The organism is Stenotrophomonas sp. I18B00994 (assembly GCF_014145825.1).
Taxonomy (GTDB): Bacteria; Pseudomonadota; Gammaproteobacteria; order Xanthomonadales; family Xanthomonadaceae; genus Stenotrophomonas; species Stenotrophomonas maltophilia.
In genome coordinates, this window is the sequence record NZ_JACIUW010000003.1 from 15,502 (window position 1) to 30,080 (window position 14,579).

A 14,579-nucleotide genomic window follows, 5' to 3' on the forward strand; every position below is an offset into this window, starting at 1 on the left:
CTGGTCACGGGTAAGGGCAACTTGGCCGGGTGATGTGATGCAAACACCATGGGGAAGGCGCCCAGTCTAGCATGCTTCTATAGTTGCACACCTTATGTAACTATGTAATGATTAAGCAACCAATCCCCCCGGAGCCAGTCGTGAACCAATCCGTAGCGGTAGACGCCCCCTTGGAGCAGGCTGTCCGCGTCGTCAACGATGCCCGTGCCGGCCTGCTCCCCTCGCCTCATGTAAAGACCTTCTTCGATCCTGCCACTTTCACTGCCAGTCACGTCGTACGCGATCCATCTTCTTCAGCGTGCGCCATCATCGACAGCGTCCTTGACTTCGACATGGCCGCAGCCCGCACCTCCACTGCCTCCGCATCGGCGTTGGTGGACTACGTGCGGGCCGAGCGCCTACAGGTGCAATGGTTGCTGGAAACCCACGCGCATGCCGACCACCTGTCCGCGGCTCCATGGCTGCAGGAGCAGGTGGGAGGCGCGCTGGCTATTGGCGAACACATCACCGCAGTCCAGGAAACCTTCGGCAAGGTCTTCAACGCCGGCACTGCATTCAAGCGGGATGGCAGCCAGTTCGATCGCCTGTTCGCCGACGGTGCCTCCTTCCGCATCGGTAATCTGCACGCGATGTCGCTGCACGTGCCAGGCCATACCCCGGCTTGTCTGGCGTACGTGATCGGCGACGCCGTATTTCCTGGAGACACGCTGTTCATGCCGGACTACGGCACCGCCCGATGCGACTTTCCAGGTGGCTCGGCGCGCCAGTTGTATCGCTCGATCCAGCGCCTGCTGTCCCTGCCCGACGCCGCCCGCGTATTCCTGTGCCATGACTACAAAGCCACCGGCCGGGACCATTTCGCATGGGAAACAACCATCGGTGCCGAAAGGACAACAAACATGCATGTGCACGAGGGCGTGAGTGAAGCCATGTTCGTGGAACTGCGGGAGGCTCGTGATGCCACGCTTCCGATGCCACGGCTGATCCTGCCGTCAGTGCAGGTCAACATGTGCGCCGGCCATCTGCCCGAACCCGAAGAAAACGGCGTGCGCTACCTCAAGCTGCCGGTGGACCTGCTATGACGCTCTCTCATCTGGCCTGGTATTGGCCGCTCGCTGGCGGTGCGATGATCGGAACAGCGGCCGGAGCCTATCTACTCCTTCTCGGGCGCGTTGCTGGCATCTCGGGTCTGCTTGCCAGGACACTGGGCATGCCGGGTGACGGCGGACGCAGCAGTGCTGCCCTGTTCCTGGCGGGACTTGCCCTGGCGTCAGGCTTGGCAATGGTGGCCAGGCCCATACCCCTGCCGGCGCTCTCCGCAAACGGAGCAGTGGTATTGGTGATTGCCGGACTGCTGGTGGGTTACGGAACTCGCCTTGGCGCTGGCTGTACCAGTGGGCACGGTGTCTGCGGACTAGGCCGGGCATCGCCGCGTTCGGTGGTGGCGACCTGCGTGTTCATGCTCGTGGGCATGGCCACGGCAACCCTGGTACAGATTGCGACCGGAGGCCCGGCATGATCCGTCTTGCCGCGTTCCTGTGCGGCGCACTCTTCGGATTGGGCCTGGTCGTATCCGATATGGCCAACCCAGCCCGCGTGCTTGCTTTCCTGGATGTGAGCGACGCCTGGGACCCCTCCCTGGCGCTGGTCATGCTGGGCGCACTGATTCCTTCCGGCGCAGCCTACCTGTGGATACGCGCCCGAGGAACACCACTGCTTGCCGCATCGCTGCACATTCCCACCCTTCGCATCATCGATCGGCGCCTGGTCATCGGTGCGGCGATATTCGGCCTGGGTTGGGGACTGGCCGGAGTGTGTCCCGGCCCGGCCATCGCGTTGCTGGGAACCGGCCAGCCCTTCGCGATCATCTTTGCCACGGCAATGATCGCTGGCGTGCTCCTGCATGGCCTCATTCATCGCCCCACCGCAACTACGGGACAACCATGAACCTCAAGCCACTCTCTGCCAGCCTCAAGGTGTCCGGTCAGCTCCTGCCAAAGGACATTGAAGCCCTGAAGGAGCAGGCCTTTGCGAGCGTGATCTGCAACCGGCCCGACGACGAACAGCCGGAGCAGCCCAGTCACCATGCGCTGCAGGCTGCCTGCGACCAGGCGGGCATGCAGTTTGCCTATCTTCCGGTAGTGCCTGGTGTTATTACCGATGATCAGGTGCATACCTTTGCCAAGTTGATCGACGCGCTGCCACGCCCTGTTGTCGCGTACTGCAGAACCGGCACCCGTGCTGCGATGCTGTGGGCGCTGTCGGAAGTCGTTCACAATGGAGCGGCATTTGCTGACGTCCTGTCTGTTGCTTCGGACGCAGGCTACGACCTTTCCTCCATCGCAACACGGCTGCAGCAAGGTCCGGCGTCCGCCGACTGACATATGGAAACGCTATCTATGCTGCAGTGGGTGCTGGGCGGCCTGTCTGGCGTCCTGGTCGGCTTCGTCCTTGGCGTGGTTGGTGGGGGCGGATCCATCCTTGCGGTACCACTGATGCTCTACGTGGTCGGGGTGGAAGATCCGCATGTGGCTATCGGCACCAGCGCCCTGGCAGTGGCGGTCAATGCGGTGTCGAATCTGGTGATGCATGCCCGTAAAGGGAATGTTCGCTGGCCCTGTGCCTCGGTCTTCGCCTTGGCGGGGATCGCGGGCGCCTACCTGGGTTCCAGCTTGGGCAAGGCGTTCGACGGCAAGAGACTGCTGGCTCTGTTTGCTGTGGTCATGGTCATTGTCGGCATCGCCATGCTTCGCAGGCGCAACACGCTTGGCTTCGCGGACGCTCGGCTCGGCAGGCGCAATGCACCCGCACTGATTGGGCTGGGCGCCACTGCCGGTGGGCTTTCTGGCTTCTTTGGCATTGGCGGAGGTTTCCTCATCGTGCCCGCACTTGTGGCCGCGACGGGAATGCCGATCATTGCCGCAGTCGGAAGCTCGCTCCTCGCCGTCGCCGCATTCGGCATGACCACCGCACTGAACTACGCGCATGCAGGCCTGATCAACTGGAAGCTCGCGGCAGTGTTCGTCGTTGCCGGGATGGCTGGCGGTACTGCAGGAGCAGCAATTTCGACGAAGCTTGCCAACTATCGTGGAGCTCTGAACACGGTATTTGCAGTACTGATCTTCATTACCGCCGCATACATGCTGTGGAAGGTGAGCTGACCGGATGTGCTCCAGACCACAGCCGAGCACTGATAGCCAGCGCAGCGCTTCAAAGGCTTTGATAGGAAGACACTACGAACGGTGGTCCACATCTTCCAGAGTCAAATAAGATGCGACGGCTCGAAGCGCCTCGCGATCAGCTTCGAAATCCATGGCCAATAGGCCGCGCTCCAACGCGATGCGGGCATGCGCCTGTGATGCGACTCTTGTCGCTTCATTCGAGGACCCTGCCAACGCTGCGAAGGCCTTCTGCAGCCGGATACTGACCTCCAGGGACGCGGCGGCATCCCTGGCAATCGGAGTGAACGCGTCCTCAAACATGTCGCGTACGTCGAGACACTGCACGTGCACGCGCGGATACAGCACCTCGCCTGTCGCAGCGTCCCCTGCGTGGCTGGACCATGCACAGAGCAGCCTGACACATGTCCCGATGACGTCGATGCAGGTCCCAGGGTCGTTCACCGCAGGTGACATGGCTCGCTGGGCAATTTCCGCAAGCACGACCAGCCCGAACCGTGGGTCATTTTCGATGGAGCGCGCGTCGCTAAAGGAAATGGCTGAGATCACTTCACTCTGTACTTCAGGAAGTAGATTTCCCTCGATGGCTATCAACGGACGGGTTGGGGTTGCGAACGTACCCGGCTGGCAGAGCAGATGAACGCGTAGATCATGTTCCTGCGCAATGGCGTTGATCCGCCCGACATCCACGTGTTCAACGTAGGCCACCTGATCGCCGACCAGCTGCACCGCCCCCTCTCCTACCCGAACCGCACTGGCTCCGCCGAGCGAAGGCTCCTCGGCGCGGCGCTTCATTGCCACTTGGGTCGCCCGCTCCACCAGATCGATGGTTTCGCCGACGCGGCCAAAGCGTGAGAACTGCTCGATAGCCCGGAGCAACGTCACTGTGATGACGATGATGACCGCGATGGTTGCCCCGAACAGTACAAGCCGGCCGCTATCTCCGTAGATGCCGGTGCTGAGCGCGATGAGGCCCACGATCGAGAACAGGAAGGCACCAATGAAGGTGGCCAGCGCACCTTGGGCCCGGGTGTCTTCGATCAGCAGGCGGGCCGCGCGCGGGGTGGCGCTGTTGGACGCGGACCCGTATGCCGAGACCATGGTGGACAGCGAGAAGGTGGTTACCGTCAGCATCGACGCGGCAAGAATGCCAAGAATATTGCCGACGGAATCTGCGCCGATCCGTGCGGCAAGGCCGACGGGAATGAGGAACTTCAGGAACGCGCCCGCCAACGCCGTGATGATGCCTAGGGCGCCATACAGGGTCGAGCGGAACCACATCCGCTTTGTAACTTTGCTGGCTGCAAGCCTCAATCTGGTGAGCATGGGCTACTTCCTGGAAAGTTCGACCATCAATAGCACGGCCGGGCGCCGAGGCCACGTCAACGCAGGGTCATGCCCGACCCAAGGCAGATGCCGCTACTCCGGGCGGCATCTGTGTGCAGATTCTACGAGCGCACCTTGTCCAGGAACTGACGGTGGCGCTCGTATTGATCGAGCACATCGTGGATGAGTTGAACCTTGGTCCATCCCATGACGTCGTAGTCCTGCCCGCCCTCCCGCAGATAGACCTCCGCACGGTAATGACGGGTACCCTCGCTGACCGGCCGACGGGGATCCTGCAGGGCGAACGTCGGCGGCTCATAGGGCTGGGGCCGTACCGAGTAGAAGAAGTCCATCTCCTCGCCATGGCCAACCTGCAGCCACGCACGACCATCCTCCCCCTTGGAGACTTGGACCGGCAGATCCTGCTTGCGCAGCTCAGCCGCAACCTCTTCCAATGCTGGGATGACACGCTGCTCGATGAAGCCGGTCACCTCGATCTTCAACGGATTGTGCGCCAGCAGGCGCAGGCGCGCCCGCCAATCCTCGCTGGTACCCGGCAAGATACGTGCCTCGCGCAGGATCGAGCGCTTGGTTGCATCCAGATGCATGGCCTTCAGCAGTCCCCAGCACATCAGGATCATGACGATCGTAAATGGCAACGCACTGGCAATGGTGGCCGCCTGCAATGATTCCAAGCCGCCGGCCACCAGCAGGGCAATCGCAAGGCCGCCGACCAGCAGCGCCCAGAAGATCCGCTGCCAGACCGGCGATTCCTCCTCACCCTTCGAGGTAAGCATGTCGATTACCAGGGCACCGGAGTCCGCTGAGGTTACGAAGAACAGCGCAACCAGGATGACCGCCAGCGAAGAGGTCAGCATGGTCAGCGGCAGGTGCTCCAGGAACTCGAAGAGCGCCATCGAGCTGTCGGTTGAGACCGCCTGCACCAACTGCTGGATGCCCTCCGCCCGCACCATGTGCAACGCGGTGTTGCCGTAGATGGTCATCCAGAGGAATGTGAAGCCAAGCGGCACAAGCAACACCCCCACCACGAACTCACGGACGGTGCGTCCACGTGAGATGCGCGCGATGAACATGCCAACGAAGGGCGACCAGGCAATCCACCAGCCCCAGTAGAACAGCGTCCAGCCACCCAGCCAACCCGTGGGTTCGTAGGCATAAAGGTTGAAGGTCATCGAGAACAGCTGGGAAACGTACATGCCGGTGTTCTGCACCAGTGCCTGCATCAGGTGCACGGTGGGTCCACAGACCAGCACGAAGGCCAGCAACGCTGCCGCCAGGATCATGTTGAGCTCGGACAGCCTGCGTACGCCGCTGTCCAGGCCAGCCACGACCGAGCCGGTCGCCACCAGTGTGATGACGGTGATCAAGCCAACCTGGACGAGCGTACTGACCTCCAGGCCGAACAGGTAGTTCAGGCCGGCGTTGATCTGCATGACGCCCAGCCCCAGCGAGGTGGCCAGGCCGAAGATGGTACCCAGCGCGGCGAACGTGTCTACAGCATGCCCCAACGGGCCGTGGATACGATCGCCGATGAGCGGATACAGTGCGGATCGGACACGCAGCGGGAGATTGTGCCGGTAGGCAAAGTACGCCAGCGACAGCGCCACCACTGCGTAGATCGCCCATGCGTGGATGCCCCAGTGGAAGAAGGTGATGCGCATGGCCTGGCGGGCAGCTGCGGCCGACTCGGGCGAGCCGACCGGCGGCGTGGCGTAGTGCATGATGGGCTCAGCAACGCCGAAGAACATCAGACCGATGCCCATGCCGGCAGCGAACAACATGGCGAACCAGGAGCCGTAGCTGTAGTCCGGCGTACTGTGGTCAGGGCCGAGTTTGATGCGGCCGTAACTGCTGATGGCGACGCCGACGACGAAGACCAGGAAGCCGGCCACCGCAAGGATGGTGAACCAGCCTGCATCATTGGCAGCCCATGACTTGGCCGCGGTGAACCACCGCGTGGCTCTATCGGGCACGATGGCAGCAAGCGCCAGCAGCGCGATGACGATGGCTGCCGTGGGAATGAACACCTGCGGAAGAATCCGCTGGCGAACGGGGGGATGTTGCGGAGCCGTGCTCTGCATGGATACCTCCGTGTTGTTGGGTGAAGAAGCCTCCGGCTTGCGCGAGGCCGATCAGAAGTAGAAGCCGATGTTGAAGTTCAGCCGTGAATGCCAGCGGGAAGGTCCTCCCTCGTCGATGCCGATACCATCACCACCGGCAAACCACATGTTGCGGCCAGCGATCCAGTCGACATAGGTGAGCATGATGCCTTTCTGCAGGCTGCAACCGGTCACGTTCTGCCACGAATCACGAAGGCCCGCGCGGTGCCCGACCGGGCGGGTCATGCTGAGGTTGTTATAGCAGGTGATGTCATCCAGCCAGCCCTTCTGGCCGAACGAATAGGCGATGTTGGCGCTTGGCACATCCGCCTGCGCTGCAACCTGGAAGGGGAATTGGAACGCCGACATTGCGATGCGATCTCCGGGCACGTCATACCGGTACCGCGCCCACTGCAACTGCGCGGTCCAACCATCGCGCTGCCACTGTGCATGGAGGGCCGCGCCCTGATGACCGTAGTGACGCCGTGTCTGAGTGTTCTGCACCTTGCCAGCAAACGCTGATGCGCCCAGCAACAGCTCGCCGCCGCCCCAGGCGCGCGCACTCTCCACGCGTGCATGCAGTCGTTGCCGCTCGCGATACGGCAACGCCTCGGTCTGCGCGACATCAAAGGAGTAGCGATCATAGCGAGCCCCGGACCCGTATTCGTCTCCGGAGAACCAGCCGAGATGCCAGGTCGTGCTGCCGGTGCGGTGAATCACTACAAGGCCCGGATCGTAATCATCCTCAATGCCCAAGTAGTAGCCGGAGCCGAACCAGAAGCTCTGCGATACGGTAGGGAGCAGCCCGAACGGGATCTGCTGGATACCTGCCTTCAGCTGGGTAGCATCGGAGAACTGCCAGCCCGCGTACGCGTGATGCACGGCGTCGAAGCCATCATACCAGCGGTACTGGGCAGAAAAGGAGAACGGTCCGGTTCCAGCGTCAAGGTCTGCACGCAGCAGTTCAAGCTGCAGGCGGCTGGACGGCCCGTAGTCGAGCCAGCCATAGTTGAACCTGGCGGCGCCTCCTGGATCAAAGTAAGGATCTCTATGGAGGTTATCCTCAGAAGCATCTGCAGCCAGCGAAGTTCCCGCCAACGCGGCAGCGACAATGAAGGGAATTGATCTCACGGTTATGCGCCTTGCCTCCCTGATCTGCTACGGAAAGCGCTTGAGTCTAACGTCGATTCATCCAATGCCTCAAACTGGCGATCTCAAAGAACTCTTGGCGACGCCATAGCAATCACTCACGGCGCGTCTTTAGTCCTCAGGTCCATATGCCACGTGAAAATCATGTGCAGTGAGAGAGTAGCTAACACGATCCACTTTTTAGTAGTCGATCCTGAGATTGAGCGACTCATAGTGGACATGGAGTGACACGCAATGTCATTTGAGCATAGGCTAGGGCCTCGACACCGGGGAAGAATTCATGACTATTGATATCAGCGGCCTTACGGCCAAGGAACTTCGCTCACTGATTGCTCAGGCGGAGAAGCAGCAGTCCAAAGTGCTGTCACGCCCTAAGGCCACAGCGATGCGCGCCAAGATCAATAAGTACGTCAAGGATCATGGCTACACGATAGAGGAACTGTACGGCGCTTCAGTGATCGTGCCCTCCGAAACCGCCAAGAAGCGAGGTGATCGGAGGTCTGCCAAATCGACAGTGCCCAAGATCGCTCCCAAGTACCGTAATCCTGCAGTGCGCGGCCAGACGTGGTCCGGTCGAGGGCGGCAACCGCGATGGATAGCCGAGCTGGTAGCAAGCGGAAAATCACTGAATGACTTCCTGATCAAGTAGTGATAGCGGGGCAGCCGTACACCGTTACCGCAGCAGGTCCTGAGAATCATTAGTCATCAGATCGAACAGGATGCTGGTGCGCGGAATACCCTGCCAGGTAGGCGATCAAAGATTTCAGCTAGTCGCAGTTGATGTGACAGCGGGCGAACAGCAGGCGCTCCACCTTATTGTGAGCATGACTCTTTGCACTGTCGTGCCCGGGTGCCTGGGCCTAAGGTTGCCGGCCGGCATCGGTTCCGTCGGCACTCGCCAATCCATTTTCCAGACGACCTGGCCCAGGGAAATCTATGCTGCCTGCACTCTTGCGCACCGCCTTGCTGACCGTTGCCCTGTCGGCATGGCTTCCAGCCCAGGCGCTTGCGGCCGGTTCTCTTAAGGCAGCCAACAGCAAGGCCAGGGCCTTCATCCAGCAGGCCATGCAGGAGCACCGGATTCCGGGCCTCCAGTTGGCAGTGGTGCAATATGGGAAAGTAGTGCTGCTGGAGAACTACGGGTTCGCCAATGTCGAGAACCGGGTGCCTGTTACCGGCAAGACGCTGTTTCCGATCAACTCGGCCACCAAGTCGTTCACCGGCGTAGCCATGATGCAACTGGTCCAGGACGGACGGGTGGACCTGGACGCCCCCTTGTCACGCTATTTGGACGATGTGCCCGCGACCTGGCGTGGGGTGCGGATCCGGCAGCTGCTGGGGCATACATCAGGCCTTCCGGAGATCATCGACTCGCAGGGGGCCTTTGGCGGTGCGACGGAGCCGGAGGCATGGAGCGCGGTCGAGGCTCGGCCTCTGGAGGTATCGCCAGGCGAACAGTTTTCGTACAACCAGACCAACTACGGCCTGCTGTCGCGGATCATCGTCAAGTTGAGCGGGCAACCGTACGAGCGATTCGTGACGCAGCGACAGTTCGATGTGGCGGGGATGCCCTCCACCACGTTCGGTGACAGCTATGACCTGGTTGCCGGAGCCGCCACGATCTACAGCGTGTCGCCGCGGGGCTCGCTGGCACCGGACGACGGTGAGCGCCTGTCGCATTGGATTTATGAAATGCCCTACAGCCTGTGGGCGGGTGGCGGAATCCAGACGACGGCCGAAGAGCTGTCGCGCTGGATCATTGCGCTGTCGCAGGACCAGTTGATCGATGATGCACATGTCCAGCGCATGTGGCAGCCAGAGCCACTGAACAGCGGGGCGAAAAGCGATTGGGCCTTAGGCTGGCCGGTGTTGAAGGCTGATCGCCCGCGCCAGGTCGCAGGCATTGGCGGCGCCCGCGCGGCATTCGTCGTCTACCCGGACGAAGACTTGGCCGTGATCGTGCTGACCAATCTTGCCGGTGCGAACCCGCAGCGGTTTGTTCGACGCATCGGCGAGTTCTACCAGTCGCGGGCGAACGACTCCACCCATTGATGCCGACGAAGCCCCGGGACGACGTGTGCTTTCGACCCGAAGCGGACGTCCACACGCACGCCTTCTGGCTGGCGCCAGCGGCGGCCGCCGCGAGAACAGGGACAGGTGTGCGGCCCTCGGTGTTCGGCTATCTTGAGAGTTCTTGCCACAACCCTTCAAGCACAGACGCATGCAAGCGATTTCGAGGATTGTTCAGAACGGGCGGTGGCTCAACTACTTCGTATTGTCCGTCGTGCTCTTGGCTGCCGGCTGCAAGGGCGAGCATGTGCCGGCAAAGGATCTTGGGGCGGACCTCGATGAGGTGGCCGCAACACTGATACAGCAGCCGTTGCTCCACTCAACCTCGATCGCAGTCGTATATCGGGGCCAGGAATTCATCCGTCATCGCGGCAACATGGAAGCCGGCAGGCTGAGCCCTCCGACCGACGCGACCCTCTACGAAATCGGTTCGTTGAGCAAGACCATGGCAGGGACCCTGATGGCCAACGCCGTCCTGGAGCGCAGGCTGGGGCTGGACGACGATGTCCGGAAGTATCTGCACGGCGATTATCCGAACCTGCAGTACAAGGGCGACCCCATCCGCATCCGTCACCTGCTGTCGCATACGAGCGGTCTTCCGAACATGTTGCCGGAACGCGCGAACACGGTGCTCGCGGACTTCACCGATCAGCGTACGCCTCGTGAACTCAATGCTATTTACGCCGGCTATGGCAAGGCGGATTTCTTCAGGGACCTGCATGCCGTCGAGATTCACCAAGTGCCCGGAAAGGATTATGCCTACTCCAGTGCTGGAACCCAACTGGCGGCGCATATTCTGGAGACGGTTTACAAGAGCGACTATGAGTCGCTGTTACGCGAATTCTTTCGCGATTCCGCGGCAATGGCGGACCTCAGAATCAGGCTGGGCGATGCTGAGGCGCCCCGGCTTGCGGTCGGCTACCACGGTGACAACGCGGTACCGACCTCGCCCATGCCGGAGTTGCCTTGGGGAGCATCGGGGAACGTAAAGGCGACCGTTCCGGAAATGGTGAAGTACCTCAAGTTCCAGCTGGCCGGCGGGCCCGTCGTGACGGAATCGCACCGTACTCTCGTCGAATTCGATTCCGAGTTCAGCATCGGCTATTTCTGGAACATCGTCGGCGGCGACCGCTTGAAGGGCACCTACTATGCCCATCATGGTGGTGTGCCCCGCTCGCAGTGCTATATCTACATCATGCCGAAGTATGACCTTGGCATTTTCGTCATCACCAACCAGAGCGGCGACAAGACTGCCCACGCCATGGAGGCGGCGATCAATACACTGGTCGAGAGAATCGCCGCGCGAGAAAATATCTCTAGCTAGGGCCTGTCACGGTCGCGTCCTGCGAATCGACTTGACCGAGGGATTGTGAATGACCGCTGCTGGCCAGAAGCAGACGTTATGTTGTGCTGCAGAGGCGCGCCTGATTGACCTGGCGGCGTTACCGTGGCAGGGCCCAGGTCGTCATGGCAGCCAGCAACACAACCAGGATCGGCGGTGTACGCGCGAGGGCCAGTAGCCCGAACGCAACCAGCGCCATCGCTGCATCCCATCGGTCATGGATCGCACTCGTCCACACCGGGTCGTACAACGCAGCCAGCAGGATCCCAACCACCCCGGTGTTGACGCCAGCAATCGAAGCTTGCAAAGCCTTTCGGTGGCGCAGGGCCTCCCAGAACGGCAGCGCCCCCACGAGCACAAGAAAGGCTGGCAGGAAAATGACTGCCAATAGCACAAGGCCTCCAAGCCAGCCACCCAGCGGTCCCTCGGCCAGGGCTCCCAAGTACGCCGCAAAAGTGAAGAGAGGGCCTGGCACCGCCTGCGCCGCACCGTACCCAGCGAGCAGATCCGCGGTGGTCACCGTGCCACTTTGGACAACCCCAGTCTGCAGCAACGGCAGTACGACATGGCCGCCGCCAAAGACCAAAGCACCAGCACGGTACGTACCCTCCAACAGCACAGCCAACGGGGAGCCACTAGCTACCACCCACACAGGCAGCAGAACAAGCGGCAGCACCAACAGCATCAGCGCTACCGTGCCCGTTCTTCGCGAGACGGGATAGCTGCAAGCTAAATGGCCCTGGGCAGGCTCGATTTTCAGCGCCCAGCGACCGAGCAGGCCGCTGCAGATGATCACCACCATCTGGCCGAAGACCGAGGGTAGTGCCAGCGTCAATACGGCGGCGACGAGCGCCATCCCTGCCCTCAGACGGTCCGGGCATAGGGTCCGGGCCATTCCCCATACCGCCTGAGCCACCACGGCAACTGCAACGATCTTCAGGCCATGCAGCCAACCGGATTCGAGGATGCCTTGGTATCGAGCAACGCCAAATGCGAACAGGATCATCAGTACGGCCGATGGCAGGGTAAAACCTGCCCAGGCGGCTAGCAGGCCAAGCCAGCCGGCGCGAGCCAAGCCCAGCGCCATCCCAACCTGGCTGCTGGCTGGGCCTGGCAGGAACTGGCACAAGGCCACCAGATCCGAGTAGCTACGGTCCGTCAGCCACCGGCGGCGCTCGACAAACTCGAGGCGGAAGTAGCTCAGATGGGCGATCGGGCCGCCGAACGAGGTCAGTCCCAGTCGTAGGAACACCATGAAGACACGCCACGCACTTTCGCTTTTTGCGGGATGGAGCGTCGGCATGAGGCAGGATCTCCTGTTGTTCTCAAAGGCGGCCAGCCCGGCCCAGCACCCAGACTAGGTCGCCGGGCTTCCCCTGTGCTCGGCCACCAACTCTCCATCTTCCTTCCGGAATGGTCCGGGAAGCTTCGGCAGGATATCCAGCACCAGTTCGGAAGGCCGGCACAGGCGCGTGCCATTATCGGTTTGCACGAAAGGACGATTGATGAGTATTGGGTGCGCCAGCATGGCATCAAGCAACGCGTCGTCGCTCAGTGCCGCATCGCCCAATGCTAGCTCGTCATAAGGAGTGCCCTTCTGCCGGATGGCGTCGCGCACGCTCAAGCCCGCGGCCCTGATGAGGTCGACCAGGCGCGCGCGACTGGGCGGGTGGGCCAGGTAGTCGATCACTTCCGGCTCGATCCCGGCGAAGCGGATCATCGCCAGAGTGTTGCGCGAGGTGCCGCACTTGGGGTTGTGGTAGATGACCGCGTTCACGCACTTTCCTCCTCGTTAAAAACAGTTTCCACCACCCCTGCAGCGGCCGCCAGCGCCGCCGCCTCGATGGCCCCCTTGCGCTCGCTGTAACGGTCCACCAGGTAGTCGCTGCGCCCACGCACCAGCAGGGTGAACTTGACCAGTTCCTCCATGACGTCCACCACGCGATCGTAGTACGCCGAAGGCTTCATTCGACCTTCGTCGTCGAACTCCTGCCAGGCCTTGGCGACCGAGGACTGGTTGGGGATCGTCACCATCCGCATCCACCGGCCGAGCACACGCAGCGCGTTGACGACGTTGAACGACTGCGAACCGCCGCAGACCTGCATCACGGCCAGCGTGCGGCCTTGGGTGGGGCGCACGCTGCCCTCTTCCAGTGGCAGCCAGTCGATCTGGTTCTTGAATACCGCGGTAAGGGTGCCATGGCGTTCCGGGCTGACCCACACGTGGCCCTCCGACCACAGCGAGGCCTGGCGCAGCTCCTGCACCTTTGGGTGGGTGGCTGGCACCGAGTCAAGCATCGGCAGCTCGTGTGGATCGAACAGGCGGGTTTCCGCCCCGAGCTTTTCCAGCAGCCGCTGCGCCTCCAGCGCCAGCTTGCGGCTGAACGACTGAGGCCGCAGCGAGCCGTACAGGATCAGGATGCGCGGGCGGTGCGGCCGCGCGGCCGGGTCGTTGAGCTTGGTGGCCGTCGGGATGTCTAAGGCACCTGGGACCACGTTGGGGATCTGCTGCACGGGGTTGTCCTGCGATATCGATTCCATTATTCTAGAATTATGGAACATAACACTGCAACCCACGCTCTTGCTGCCCTGGGCCACGCCACCCGCCTGTCGATCTTCCGCCTGCTGGTACAGGCCGGCAGCGGCGGCAAGCTGGCCGGTGACATTGCCCAGACGCTCTGCTTGCCTGGCGCCACGCTCTCCTTCCACCTGAAGGAACTGCTGGCTGCGGGACTGATCAGCGCCGAGCAACGTGGCCGGACCATCTGCTACCGGGCCGAGTTCGTGGCAATGAACGAGCTGGTGGCCTACCTCACTGAAAACTGCTGTGCCGACGAACAGGCCTGTGAACGCCCCGCAGGCTGCTGACCAACCCACCTTAGAGATCGCTCAGATGACCCGTCGCGTCCTGTTCTTGTGTACCGGTAATTCCGCTCGCAGTGTGTTGGCCGAATCGACCCTGAAAAAGTGGGGCCAAGACCGCTACGAGTCCTTCAGCGCCGGCAGCCAGCCGGCCGGCCGTGTCAACCCGTTTGCCATTGCTCAGTTGCAGCGCGAGGGTTTCCCGGTGGACGGCCTTCGCAGCAAGTCGTGGAACGAGTTCGCCGAAGCGGATGCCGCGCCGATGGATCTGATCGTCACCGTCTGCGACAGCGCGGCGGTCGAGGCATGCCCGGTAGTGTTCGGCGACTTTGTACGGGTGCACTGGGGCCTGTTCGATCCGGCCGGCGTTGAAGGCTCGGACGGAGAGAAAGCCGAAGCCTTTGATCGCGCGCACCAGATCATCAAGGCGCGCCTGAGGGCCTTCCTGGAGATCTCCGACAGCGCCTGGGATGACTGCGAGGCCCTCAAGGCCCGGCTCGACCCGATCGCACAGATCAACTGACCGTCCTT

General features: G+C 61.9%; 16 protein-coding genes. 10 read left to right on the forward strand and 6 right to left on the reverse strand.

Annotated elements, in window-relative coordinates:
* Nucleotides 1-140 precede the first annotated feature (140 nt).
* From H4O10_RS03785 to H4O10_RS03805, 5 genes are read left to right on the forward strand one after another with little or no spacing between them, the layout of a single operon-like run.
* Nucleotides 141-1,082, forward strand: a complete 942-nt coding sequence (locus H4O10_RS03785) for an MBL fold metallo-hydrolase (protein ID WP_227832890.1) — start codon at nt 141-143, stop codon at nt 1,080-1,082.
* The gene (locus H4O10_RS03790) at nt 1,079-1,519 is read left to right on the forward strand and encodes a hypothetical protein (protein ID WP_005420838.1); all 441 of its coding nucleotides are present in this window, start codon (nt 1,079-1,081) and stop codon (nt 1,517-1,519) included. Before H4O10_RS03785 ends, H4O10_RS03790 begins: the two co-directional genes overlap by 4 nt.
* Complete coding sequence (locus H4O10_RS03795) at nt 1,516-1,947, forward strand: DUF6691 family protein (protein ID WP_005420840.1); 432 nt, start codon at nt 1,516-1,518, stop codon at nt 1,945-1,947. Before H4O10_RS03790 ends, H4O10_RS03795 begins: the two co-directional genes overlap by 4 nt.
* Complete coding sequence (locus tag H4O10_RS03800; RefSeq protein ID WP_005420843.1) at nt 1,944-2,381, forward strand: TIGR01244 family sulfur transferase; 438 nt, start codon at nt 1,944-1,946, stop codon at nt 2,379-2,381. Before H4O10_RS03795 ends, H4O10_RS03800 begins: the two co-directional genes overlap by 4 nt.
* A gap of 18 nt (nt 2,382-2,399) precedes the next feature.
* Complete coding sequence (locus tag H4O10_RS03805; RefSeq protein WP_005420845.1) at nt 2,400-3,161, forward strand: sulfite exporter TauE/SafE family protein; 762 nt, start codon at nt 2,400-2,402, stop codon at nt 3,159-3,161.
* A gap of 72 nt (nt 3,162-3,233) precedes the next feature.
* Here H4O10_RS03805 and H4O10_RS03810 read toward each other — a convergent pair whose 3' ends face one another.
* The 3 genes from H4O10_RS03810 to H4O10_RS03820 form a co-directional block, all read right to left on the reverse strand.
* The gene (locus H4O10_RS03810; RefSeq protein ID WP_005420848.1) at nt 3,234-4,505 is read right to left on the reverse strand and encodes a DUF2254 domain-containing protein; all 1,272 of its coding nucleotides are present in this window, start codon (nt 4,503-4,505) and stop codon (nt 3,234-3,236) included.
* A gap of 122 nt (nt 4,506-4,627) precedes the next feature.
* On the reverse strand, nt 4,628-6,607 hold the full coding sequence (betT, locus tag H4O10_RS03815) for a choline BCCT transporter BetT (protein WP_021202110.1): 1,980 nt from the start codon (nt 6,605-6,607) through the stop codon (nt 4,628-4,630).
* A 51-nt stretch (nt 6,608-6,658) separates the two neighbouring features.
* The gene (locus H4O10_RS03820; protein ID WP_072167334.1) at nt 6,659-7,756 is read right to left on the reverse strand and encodes a hypothetical protein; all 1,098 of its coding nucleotides are present in this window, start codon (nt 7,754-7,756) and stop codon (nt 6,659-6,661) included.
* A 298-nt stretch (nt 7,757-8,054) separates the two neighbouring features.
* Here H4O10_RS03820 and H4O10_RS03825 point away from each other — a divergent pair, with 298 nt between their 5' ends.
* The 3 genes from H4O10_RS03825 to H4O10_RS03835 all read left to right on the forward strand — a co-directional run bounded on the left by H4O10_RS03825 (nt 8,055) and on the right by H4O10_RS03835 (nt 11,168).
* The gene (locus tag H4O10_RS03825; protein ID WP_005420854.1) at nt 8,055-8,423 is read left to right on the forward strand and encodes an H-NS histone family protein; all 369 of its coding nucleotides are present in this window, start codon (nt 8,055-8,057) and stop codon (nt 8,421-8,423) included.
* Nucleotides 8,424-8,710: 287 nt separating this feature from the next.
* Nucleotides 8,711-9,826 (forward strand): serine hydrolase domain-containing protein, encoded by a 1,116-nt coding sequence (locus H4O10_RS03830; protein WP_021202112.1) that lies wholly within the window; start codon nt 8,711-8,713, stop codon nt 9,824-9,826.
* 169 nt (nt 9,827-9,995) lie between these two features.
* The gene (locus H4O10_RS03835; protein WP_005420857.1) at nt 9,996-11,168 is read left to right on the forward strand and encodes a serine hydrolase domain-containing protein; all 1,173 of its coding nucleotides are present in this window, start codon (nt 9,996-9,998) and stop codon (nt 11,166-11,168) included.
* A 118-nt stretch (nt 11,169-11,286) separates the two neighbouring features.
* Here H4O10_RS03835 and chrA read toward each other — a convergent pair whose 3' ends face one another.
* Genes chrA through arsH form a run of 3 tightly spaced genes read right to left on the reverse strand, consistent with a single transcriptional unit; the run spans nt 11,287 to nt 13,700 of the window.
* Complete coding sequence (gene chrA / locus H4O10_RS03840; RefSeq protein WP_072167335.1) at nt 11,287-12,489, reverse strand: chromate efflux transporter; 1,203 nt, start codon at nt 12,487-12,489, stop codon at nt 11,287-11,289.
* A 54-nt stretch (nt 12,490-12,543) separates the two neighbouring features.
* Nucleotides 12,544-12,963: an arsenate reductase (glutaredoxin) gene (gene arsC / locus H4O10_RS03845; RefSeq protein WP_005420861.1), complete on the reverse strand. Its 420-nt coding sequence runs from the start codon at nt 12,961-12,963 to the stop codon at nt 12,544-12,546.
* Complete coding sequence (gene arsH / locus H4O10_RS03850; protein ID WP_031269347.1) at nt 12,960-13,700, reverse strand: arsenical resistance protein ArsH; 741 nt, start codon at nt 13,698-13,700, stop codon at nt 12,960-12,962. The genes arsC and arsH overlap by 4 nt, the downstream gene beginning before the upstream one ends.
* A gap of 39 nt (nt 13,701-13,739) precedes the next feature.
* Between arsH and H4O10_RS03855 the strand changes: the two genes are divergently transcribed.
* Together H4O10_RS03855 and H4O10_RS03860 are read left to right on the forward strand one after the other, a co-directional pair.
* Nucleotides 13,740-14,054 (forward strand): metalloregulator ArsR/SmtB family transcription factor, encoded by a 315-nt coding sequence (locus H4O10_RS03855; protein ID WP_005420865.1) that lies wholly within the window; start codon nt 13,740-13,742, stop codon nt 14,052-14,054.
* Nucleotides 14,055-14,079: 25 nt separating this feature from the next.
* Nucleotides 14,080-14,571: an arsenate reductase ArsC gene (locus H4O10_RS03860; protein WP_021202114.1), complete on the forward strand. Its 492-nt coding sequence runs from the start codon at nt 14,080-14,082 to the stop codon at nt 14,569-14,571.
* Nucleotides 14,572-14,579 lie beyond the last annotated feature (8 nt).

Coding starts and splice junctions, on each gene's coding strand:
- H4O10_RS03790 (WP_005420838.1), top strand. CDS start 1,079: ATGACGCTCTCTCATCTGGCCTGGTATTGGCCGCTCGCTGGCGGTGCG.
- H4O10_RS03795 (WP_005420840.1), top strand. CDS start 1,516: ATGATCCGTCTTGCCGCGTTCCTGTGCGGCGCACTCTTCGGATTGGGC.
- H4O10_RS03800 (WP_005420843.1), top strand. CDS start 1,944: ATGAACCTCAAGCCACTCTCTGCCAGCCTCAAGGTGTCCGGTCAGCTC.
- H4O10_RS03805 (WP_005420845.1), top strand. CDS start 2,400: ATGCTGCAGTGGGTGCTGGGCGGCCTGTCTGGCGTCCTGGTCGGCTTC.
- H4O10_RS03810 (WP_005420848.1), bottom strand. CDS start 4,505: ATGCTCACCAGATTGAGGCTTGCAGCCAGCAAAGTTACAAAGCGGATG.
- betT (WP_021202110.1), bottom strand. CDS start 6,607: ATGCAGAGCACGGCTCCGCAACATCCCCCCGTTCGCCAGCGGATTCTT.
- H4O10_RS03825 (WP_005420854.1), top strand. CDS start 8,055: ATGACTATTGATATCAGCGGCCTTACGGCCAAGGAACTTCGCTCACTG.
- H4O10_RS03830 (WP_021202112.1), top strand. CDS start 8,711: ATGCTGCCTGCACTCTTGCGCACCGCCTTGCTGACCGTTGCCCTGTCG.
- H4O10_RS03835 (WP_005420857.1), top strand. CDS start 9,996: ATGCAAGCGATTTCGAGGATTGTTCAGAACGGGCGGTGGCTCAACTAC.
- chrA (WP_072167335.1), bottom strand. CDS start 12,489: ATGCCGACGCTCCATCCCGCAAAAAGCGAAAGTGCGTGGCGTGTCTTC.
- H4O10_RS03855 (WP_005420865.1), top strand. CDS start 13,740: ATGGAACATAACACTGCAACCCACGCTCTTGCTGCCCTGGGCCACGCC.
- H4O10_RS03860 (WP_021202114.1), top strand. CDS start 14,080: ATGACCCGTCGCGTCCTGTTCTTGTGTACCGGTAATTCCGCTCGCAGT.